The 3,071-nt window shown below is 75.0% G+C and carries 2 protein-coding genes; both read right to left on the bottom strand.

Annotation, left to right across the window (positions count from 1 at the left end; all coding sequences use genetic code 11):
• Positions 1-28 precede the first annotated feature (28 nt).
• Positions 29-2,086: a prolyl oligopeptidase family protein gene (locus ACFVXK_RS37885; RefSeq protein ID WP_389621726.1), complete on the bottom strand. Its 2,058-nt coding sequence runs from the start codon at positions 2,084-2,086 to the stop codon at positions 29-31.
• Positions 2,087-2,141: 55 nt separating this feature from the next.
• The gene (locus tag ACFVXK_RS37880; protein WP_389621729.1) at positions 2,142-3,041 is read right to left on the bottom strand and encodes an aldo/keto reductase; all 900 of its coding nucleotides are present in this window, start codon (positions 3,039-3,041) and stop codon (positions 2,142-2,144) included.
• Positions 3,042-3,071: the final 30 nt, after the last annotated feature.

The raw sequence follows: 3,071 nt of genomic DNA, 5'->3' as shown, positions 1-3,071 counted from the left end.
GCGGCGGGCGGGGCAGCGCGCCGGTCGGTCACCTCGGCGGGGTCAGGTGCTCCCGGAGGAAGGTGTGCACGAGGGCCTCGTTGAAGGCGGTCTGCTGGTGGTCGGTGGCTCCGGAGTGGCCGCCGCCGAGGTGTTCGTGGAAGAGGACGGGGTGCCCGAGTTCCCGCAGCCGGGCGGCCATCTTGCGGGCGTGTCCGGGGTGGACCCGGTCGTCGCGGGTGGAGGTGAGCAGCAGCAGGGGCGGGTACGGGGGGCCTTCGGCGCGGATCCGGTGGTAGGGGGAGATGGCTTCGAGGTGGGGCCGGTCCGCCGGGTCGTCGGGGTCGCCGTACTCGGCGGTCCAGCTGGCTCCGGCGAGGAGCTTGTGGAAGCGGAGCATGTCGAGGAGGGGGACGTGGGCGACGACGGCGCCGAACAGCTCCGGTTCGCGGGTGAGCATGGCGCCCATCAGGAGGCCGCCGTTGCTGCCTCCCTCGATGCCGAGCTGGGCGGGGGTGGTGATGCCGCGGGCGGTGAGGTCGCGGGCGACGGCGGCGAAGTCCTCGTAGGCGCGGACCCGGTTGGCGCCGAGGGCGGCCTGGTGCCAGGCGGGCCCGTACTCGCGGCCGCCCCGGATGCCGGCGACGACGTACGTCCCGCCGCGCGCGAGCCAGGCCCGGCCGGTGACGGCGCTGTAGGAGGGGACCATGGAGATCTCGAAGCCGCCGTACCCGTAGAGCAGGGCGGGTCCGGGGCCGGGGCGGTCCTCGGGGCCGATGACGAAGTAGGGCACGCGGGTGCCGTCGGGTGAGGTGGCGAAGTACTGGCTGACGGTGAGCCCGGCGGTGTCGAAGAGGGCGGGGGCCTGCTTGAGGATCTCCAGGCCGGCGGTCCCGGCCACGCCCCGGTAGAGGGTGGAGGGCTGGAGGTGGCCGGTGACGTCGAGGAAGTACTCGTCGCTCTCGTCCGGGTCGGTGCAGATCACCGAGGCCGTCGACAGGGGCGGCACGCCGGTCAGCGGGGCGCGGGTCCAGCCGTCCGGGCCGGGGGTGAGGAGCTCCAGGCGGGAGGAGACGTCGGCGCGGGTGCGCAGGACGAGGTGGTTGCGGGTCCAGCTGTAGCCGGCGAGGGCGGTGCGCGCGTCCGGGGTGAACAGGACCTGCGGGGTGCGGTCCCCGGCCCGGTAGGCGTCGAAGCCGAAGGCGAGGAGGCTGCCGGCGGGGTGTCCGAGCCAGGGGGACCGGGGGTTGACGAGGAGCCAGTCGCGGTGGACGCCGGTGACGGCGTCGTCCGGTACGTCGATCTTCTCCGGCGGGGCGGCGGGGTCCTCGGGGAGGAGGAACAGCTCCTGGTTCCAGAAGTCGATGCCGCGGGCGGCGAAGTCCCGTTCGAAGCCGGGGGTGTGGTCGCGCCAGCCGGAGGCGGAGAGGTCCGTGGGGCGGCCCTCGTAGACGAGTTCGGCCTCGTGCAGGGGGGTGCCGCGGCGCCAGCGGCGGACCTGGAGGGGGTAGCCGGAGGGGGACATGGTGCCGGGGCCGAAGTCGGTGCCGATCCAGAGGTGGTCGGGGTCGATCCAGCCGACGCGGGTCTTGGCCTCGTCGACGGTGAAGCCGTCCGCGACGAACTCCAGGGTCTCCAGGTCGAACTCGCGGACCACGCAGGCGTCGGCGCCGTCGCGGGACAGCAGCACGAGGGCGTGGCGGTGGCCGGGGGCCAGGACGCTGCTGCCGGCCCAGGCCCACTGCTCGCCCTCCGCCGCGGCGAGCGCGTCCAGGTCGAGGACGGTCTCCCAGCGCGGGTGCTCGGTGCGGTACTCCTCCAGGGTGGTGCGGCGCCAGATGCCGCGCAGCCGGTCGGCGTCCTGCCAGAAGTTGTAGAGGTGGGGGCCGCGCCGGACGGTGTAGGGGATCCGGCCGTCGTCGTCGAGGACCTCGCGCACCTCGCGTTCCGTCTCCTTGAACGCGGGGTCGGCGGTCAGCGCGGCGACGGTCTCCGCGTTGCGCTCCCGCACCCAGGCGAGGGCGGGCCCGCCGGTCACGTCCTCCAGCCAGAGGTAGGGGTCGTCGGGGGAACCGGGCGCGGGGTCGCGGGGGGCTTCATCGCTCATCCGCCGATTGTGCCGGACGCGGCCGGGGAGGACGGGCGCCTCCCCGGCGGACCGGTCAGGCCCCGGGGTGGTGGAGGCCGTCCAGGCGGGCCAGGTCCTCGTCGGTCAGGCGCAGGGCGCCGGCGGCGACGTTGGCGTCGAGGTGGGCGGGGTTGCCGGTGCCGGGGATGGCCAGCACGTGGGGTCCCCGGTGCAGGGTCCAGGCGAGGCGGACCTGTGCGGTGCTCGCCCCGTGGGCCCGGGCGACGGCCGTCAGCTCGGCGCTCTCGGCCGCGGCGGCGCCGTGTTCGCGGCCGGCGGCGGCGATCGAGTAGAAGGGCACGAAGGCGATGCCCTGCTCACCGCAGGACCGGACGAACGCGTCGTACTCGGGGCGGACGCCGATGCCGTACATGTTCTGTACGCAGACCACCGGGGCGACGGCCCGGGCCTGGGCGAGCTGCTCGGGGGTGACGTTGGAGACGCCGAGGTGGCGGATGAGCCCGGCTTCGCGGAGTTCGGCGAGGGCCCCGAAGCGTTCGGCAACGGAGTCGGTGCCGAGGACGCGCAGGTTGACCAGGTCGAGGTGGTCGCGGCCGAGCTGGCGGAGGTTCTCCTCGACCTGGCCGCGCAGCTCGCCCGGGGTGCGGGCGTGTTCGGCCCACTCCCCCGAGGCGTCGCGGCGGGGGCCGACCTTGGTGGCGATGACCAGGTCGTCCGGGTAGGGACCGCCGAGCGCGCTCTTGATCAGCTCGTTGGCGGAGCGGAGCGGGGAGAAGTAGAAGGCGGCGGTGTCGATGTGGTTCACGCCGAGCTCGACGGCGCGGCGCAGCACGGCGATGGCCCGGGCCCGGTCGCTGGGCACGGAGTCGGCCTGGAGCGCGGGCCCGTACCCCGGCGGCCGAGGAGAGGACCACCAGCGTGCCGTGGCCCTGCTCCTGGAGCGCGGCGCCCGCGTCCACCCCGTGCACCCCACCCGGACCGCCGTCTTCGGGCTGCCCTGCCA

The organism is Streptomyces sp. NPDC058157, assembly GCF_042884105.1.
Taxonomy (GTDB): Bacteria; Actinomycetota; Actinomycetes; order Streptomycetales; family Streptomycetaceae; genus Streptomyces.
Note: the sequence above shows the minus strand (reverse complement) of the source record. Positions and strands in the feature narration are given on the sequence as shown.